The 5,050-nt window shown below is 36.3% G+C and carries 7 protein-coding genes; 6 read left to right on the top strand and 1 reads right to left on the bottom strand.

Annotation, left to right across the window (positions count from 1 at the left end; genetic code table 11):
* Positions 1 to 1,636: class I tRNA ligase family protein (locus ACIQ2S_RS11235; protein ID WP_396176015.1), on the bottom strand; the 1,636-nt coding region annotated here is incomplete at its 3' end.
* A gap of 150 nt (positions 1,637 to 1,786) precedes the next feature.
* Here ACIQ2S_RS11235 and ACIQ2S_RS11230 point away from each other — a divergent pair.
* From ACIQ2S_RS11230 to ACIQ2S_RS11205, 6 genes are read left to right on the top strand one after another with little or no spacing between them, the layout of a single operon-like run.
* Positions 1,787 to 2,662, top strand: a complete 876-nt coding sequence (locus ACIQ2S_RS11230; RefSeq protein WP_396176013.1) for a cell division protein FtsX — start codon at positions 1,787 to 1,789, stop codon at positions 2,660 to 2,662.
* Positions 2,663 to 2,681: 19 nt separating this feature from the next.
* Complete coding sequence (locus ACIQ2S_RS11225; protein ID WP_396176011.1) at positions 2,682 to 2,924, top strand: DUF3098 domain-containing protein; 243 nt, start codon at positions 2,682 to 2,684, stop codon at positions 2,922 to 2,924.
* A gap of 30 nt (positions 2,925 to 2,954) precedes the next feature.
* Positions 2,955 to 3,761: an undecaprenyl-diphosphate phosphatase gene (locus tag ACIQ2S_RS11220; protein WP_396176009.1), complete on the top strand. Its 807-nt coding sequence runs from the start codon at positions 2,955 to 2,957 to the stop codon at positions 3,759 to 3,761.
* Between the two features lie 4 nt (positions 3,762 to 3,765).
* Positions 3,766 to 4,464 (top strand): tRNA pseudouridine(55) synthase TruB, encoded by a 699-nt coding sequence (gene truB, locus ACIQ2S_RS11215; protein ID WP_396176006.1) that lies wholly within the window; start codon positions 3,766 to 3,768, stop codon positions 4,462 to 4,464.
* Between the two features lie 48 nt (positions 4,465 to 4,512).
* Positions 4,513 to 4,677 carry a hypothetical protein gene (locus ACIQ2S_RS11210; protein WP_396176004.1) on the top strand — a complete coding sequence of 55 codons (165 nt, stop codon included), beginning with the start codon at positions 4,513 to 4,515 and terminating at the stop codon, positions 4,675 to 4,677.
* The gene (locus ACIQ2S_RS11205) at positions 4,653 to 4,985 is read left to right on the top strand and encodes a type II toxin-antitoxin system RelE/ParE family toxin (protein WP_396176002.1); all 333 of its coding nucleotides are present in this window, start codon (positions 4,653 to 4,655) and stop codon (positions 4,983 to 4,985) included. Before ACIQ2S_RS11210 ends, ACIQ2S_RS11205 begins: the two co-directional genes overlap by 25 nt.
* The last annotated feature ends 65 nt before the right edge of the window (positions 4,986 to 5,050 follow it).

Here is a 5,050-nt window from a genome sequence, read left to right as displayed (position 1 = left end):
AACTCACAACTCGCAACTTTTCAACATCCCAAGCCCAATCCGTCGCATTTCCTAAAGGCGGTTGACCGTCTTCTGTTGGTAAATACTTTTCTACTTCAGGAAGAATAATTGGTAAATGTTTCACATCAATCATTTGCGGCAAACCTTTCACGTAGTAAACTGGAAATGGCTCGCCCCAATAACGTTGACGAGAGAAAACAGCATCACGCAAGCGGTAATTGGTTTTTCCTTTTCCTTGACCAATTTGCTCTAAAGCTTCGATAGCTTTTTTTGTTCCTTCTTTGTAATCCAAACCATTTAAGAAATGGGAATTCACTAATTCAAAACCACTTTTTTCTGCAAAAGCAGCTTCGGAAATATCTTGGTTGAAAATGTTTTTAATTTCGGGCATTCCTTCTTTCCCTTTAAAGAAATTAGCAAATGCATAATCGCGTTCATCCCCACAAGGAACTGCCATCACAGCTCCTGTTCCATAACCGGCTAACACATAATCGCCAATCCAAATAGGAATGGGTTCTTTGGTAAACGGATGCTCAGCATAAGCTCCGGTAAAAACACCGGAAATGGTTTTAACATCGGCCATTCTCTCACGTTCGGAACGCTTTGCAGTTGCTTCAACATACGCTTCAACGGCTGCTTTTTGTTCCGGAGTGGTGATTTGTGAAACCAATTCGTGTTCGGGTGCGAGGGTCATGAAGGTGACGCCGAAGATGGTGTCGGGTCTAGTCGTAAACACCTCCACTTGAAACTTGGAACCTGAAACTTGAAACTTTACGGTCGCCCCAACACTCTTCCCAATCCAATTCCGCTGACTTTCTTTGATGCTTTCACTCCAATCGATTGTTTCTAAACCTTGCAACAAACGCTCAGCGTAAGCAGAAATTCGCATACTCCATTGGGTCATTTTTTTTCGAATCACGGGATGACCTCCACGTTCAGAAACACCATTAACAATTTCGTCATTGGCTAAAACGGTTCCTAATGCCGGACACCAGTTAACTTCCGTTTCCGCCAAATAGGTCAAACGATATTTTAATAAAATCGATTGCTGTTCTACTGATGAAAAGGCATTCCATTGTTCTGAAGTGAAAATTTCAATGTTATCATCACAAACAATAGCTACATTGGCATTTCCTTCCGCTTCAAATACCTTTACTAATTCAGATATGTGAAAAGCTTGATTGGCATGCTTACAGTAATACGATTCAAACAATTGAATAAAAATCCACTGCGTCCATTTGTAATAATCCGGATTCGAAGTGCGAACTTCTCTACTCCAATCAAATGAAAAACCTATTTTATCAAGTTGCTCGCGGTAACGAGCGATATTTTCTTTAGTTGTTTTTTCCGGATGCTGCCCGGTTTGAATCGCATATTGCTCCGCCGGAAGTCCGAACGAATCATAGCCTTGCGGATGCAACACATTAAAACCCTTGTGTCGTTTGTAACGAGCCACAATATCTGAAGCAATATAACCCAGCGGATGTCCAACGTGCAACCCAGCTCCGGATGGATAGGGAAACATATCCAATACATAATATTTAGGCTTTTCTGAAATATATGAAGCGGCAAATGTTTGGTTTTCTGCCCAATATTTTTGCCATCTGGCTTCGATTTGTTCGTGGAAATATTTCATTTGCTAAGGTTCTAAGGAACTAAGGTTCTGAGTTGCTAAGGTTTTTAAAACGGCAAATTTACGTTTATTGTACTAAAGTCAAAACTTTGGACGTTATAAACTGTAGTTTAACCAATTTCTTTTTTATTTTTACCGCTCAAATTATTCTGTATGTCATCATCTTTCGAAAGATATCAAAAAAGAAGACTTATTTCCTCCTACTTTTCAGTGGTTTTGAGTGTTTTTTTGGTGCTTTTTCTACTTGGCCTTTTAGGATTGTTTGTTATTAATTCTAAAAAATTATCCGACGATTTTAAAGAACAAATTCCAATGTCGGTTTATTTCAAAGACCAGGCAAACGACAGTATTTTGAAAGCTTTTGGTGAACAATTACAAAAATCTGCTTTTGTAAAAACAGATACCTTTGTGTCCAAAGAAACAGCCGCCTCCAAACACAAAGACATTATTGGTGAAGATTTTATGCAGTTTTTAGGATTCAACCCGTTGCAGAATTCCTACGACATTCACCTAAAAGCGGACTATGTGGAAGGTGACAGCATCAAAAAAATAGAACGCAAATTCAAAGAAAACCGAATGATTTCGGATATAGTATACGACAAACATTTAGTTGATCTGGTAAATAACAACATCAAGAAAATAACCTTTTATATATTAATAATAACCGGATTTTTAGCTTTGATTGCCGTGTTATTAATTAATAGTTCTATGCGATTATCCATTTATTCCAATCGTTTTATCATTAAAACCATGCAAATGGTTGGAGCGACTAAATCGTTTATTCGCAAACCATTCATCATGCGAAGTATTAAATTAGGGGTGATTGGAGCAGTATTAGCAATTGTAGCAATTATCGGTGTATTGGTCTACATCGATTCTCAATTGCCAAATCTCGGTGTTTTGGATGACAAACTTATGATTGGATCTGTTTTACTAGGTGTTTTAGCCTTGGGTGTTTTAATCTCTTGGTTCAGCACCTTCTTTGCCACACAAAAATTCTTGAATTTACGAACAGACGACTTGTACTAACCGCATTATAATAAAAATTATGAGTAATAAAAACGAACAAAAACAGGAATTCATTTTTGAAAAAATAAATTACAAAATCTTATTAATCGGTATTGCTGTAATAGCCGTTGGATTCATTCTGATGAGTGGCGGCGGAAGCGATGATCCAAAAGTATTTAGTGAAGAGATTTTTAATTTTCGAAGAATTCGTTTAGCTCCAACTGTGGCACTGGCAGGATTTGGAGTGGTTATCTATGCGATTTTGAAAAATCCTAAAAAATAGATTGTTCCAACAATCAACTAATACATTTACATGGATTTATTACAAGCAATTTTAATTGCCATTGTTGAAGGATTGACTGAATATCTGCCGGTTTCTTCCACAGCTCACATGATTTTTACCAGTTCTTTCTTTGGTATTCAAGAAGACGATTTTGTGAAACTCTTCCAAGTGTCTATTCAACTTGGAGCAATCATGGCGGTAGTATTTTTATATTGGAAAAAGTTTTTTGACTTTTCCAAATTCAACTTTTATATCAAACTGGCTGTTGCCGTAATTCCGGCTTTAATTTTAGGAAAATTATTTGATGATAAAATTGATGCCGTTTTAGGGAATCCAATTCCAATTGCTATTGTCTTAATTCTGGGCGGCATTGTTTTATTGTTTATCGACAGTCGTTTTCAAAATCCAACTGTTGTTAGTGAGGAAGAAATCACTCTTAAAAAAGCATTTACAATCGGCATTTGGCAATGTTTAGCCATGATGCCGGGAACCAGTAGAAGTGCTGCTTCGATTATTGGCGGCATGCAGCAAGGATTAACCCGTGCGACAGCTGCTGAATTTTCGTTTTTTTTAGCAGTTCCTACGATGTTGGCAGTTACGGTTTATTCACTATTTTTAAAAACATATGAAGTAACGCAACTCAAAGGCTATGAACTCATTTTGCAAGGTGACAACATTAAGTTTTTTTTAGTCGGGAATCTGGTTGCATTTGTGGTTGCCGTTTTAGCCATTAAACTTTTTATCGAAGTGATAAAAAAATACGGTTTCAAACCTTGGGGATATTATCGAATCATTGCCGGAATCATTCTTCTTATTTATTTTACTCTAAACAAATAAGGTATTGAAAACGGCAGAAGACTATCTCGACGGACAAATTATTTTGATTGACAAACCCCTAAAATGGTCGTCTTTTCAAGCAGTTAATAAGTTGAAGTATGCTTTAAAAAGGCATTTAGATCTTCCTAAAAAGTTCAAAATCGGACATGCCGGAACATTAGACCCCTTAGCAACCGGCTTGTTGATTATCTGCACAGGTAAATTCACCAAAAGAATTACCGAAATACAAGCACAAGAAAAAGAATATACAGGAACTTTTATGTTGGGTGCCACAACGCCGTCGTTTGATTTGGAAACAGAAATCAATCTAAGTTTTCCTTTTGAACATATTGATGAAGTTTTAATTCAAAACACTTTACCTGATTTTTTAGGTGAAATTGATCAAAAACCACCGGTTTTTTCGGCGATTAAAAAAGACGGCATCCGAATGTATGAACACGCCCGTACAGGAACGGAAGTGGAAATGGAAAGCAGAAAAACAACGATTTACGAGTTTGAAATTACTCGAATTAAAATCCCTGAAATTGACTTTCGAGTGGTTTGTAGCAAAGGCACATATATTCGCTCGCTGGCAAATGATTTTGGTGCCGCTCTTAATTCAGGTGCACATTTAATTGCTTTACGACGTACAAAAATTGGCGAATTTGATGTTGCCAATGGTGTGAGTCCTGAGGAATTTGAAAGAAGTTTGATAACCAATTAAATACGGTTTTATTTTTTTCTTATCTTTACTAATCAATAGAATCTTTTTATGAAAACTTCAAAAGATAAATCCAAAAACCTAGCAACTCCAGGCAAACCAATGTCTCAGGATGAATTTACTTCATTAATTAAAGAGGCAGAAGAAGGAATTTTTTTAACTGAAAAAGAGTTTGATAAAAAATTCGAAGAATGGAGATTGAAAAGAAAAAAGTAAGTAGATCTACTTTTTACTTACATGATATTCAAGATATTTTTGAATATGGTGAAGCTATTTTTGGAGAAAAAGCTGCTCTGTACTTTTATGCGGATTTAAAACAAACGGTTCATGACCTCGAAACTCAATACCTTCTGCATCCGGAATGTCGTCATTTAGAAACTAAAACCAACATCTACAGAAACATTATTTTGGGTTCGTATTTAATTATTTACAGAATTCGAGCCAAACAAATTGAAGCTTTAAGAGCGTTTCACGGAAGTCGTTCACCGAAAGTCATCAAACAGGTCATAAAAATAAAACCATGATTCGCATTTTTATTCTATTGATTGTATTAATTCCAACTGTTTTATTCGCTCAAAAAAGCCACTTA

The organism is Flavobacterium sp. (genome assembly GCF_044371705.1).
Lineage (GTDB): Bacteria > Bacteroidota > Bacteroidia > Flavobacteriales > Flavobacteriaceae > Flavobacterium.
This window is presented reverse-complemented; position numbering and strand designations above follow the sequence as displayed.

Coding starts and splice junctions, on each gene's coding strand:
- ACIQ2S_RS11230 (WP_396176013.1), top strand. CDS start 1,787: ATGTCATCATCTTTCGAAAGATATCAAAAAAGAAGACTTATTTCCTCC.
- ACIQ2S_RS11225 (WP_396176011.1), top strand. CDS start 2,682: ATGAGTAATAAAAACGAACAAAAACAGGAATTCATTTTTGAAAAAATA.
- ACIQ2S_RS11220 (WP_396176009.1), top strand. CDS start 2,955: ATGGATTTATTACAAGCAATTTTAATTGCCATTGTTGAAGGATTGACT.
- ACIQ2S_RS11210 (WP_396176004.1), top strand. CDS start 4,513: ATGAAAACTTCAAAAGATAAATCCAAAAACCTAGCAACTCCAGGCAAA.
- ACIQ2S_RS11205 (WP_396176002.1), top strand. CDS start 4,653: ATGGAGATTGAAAAGAAAAAAGTAAGTAGATCTACTTTTTACTTACAT.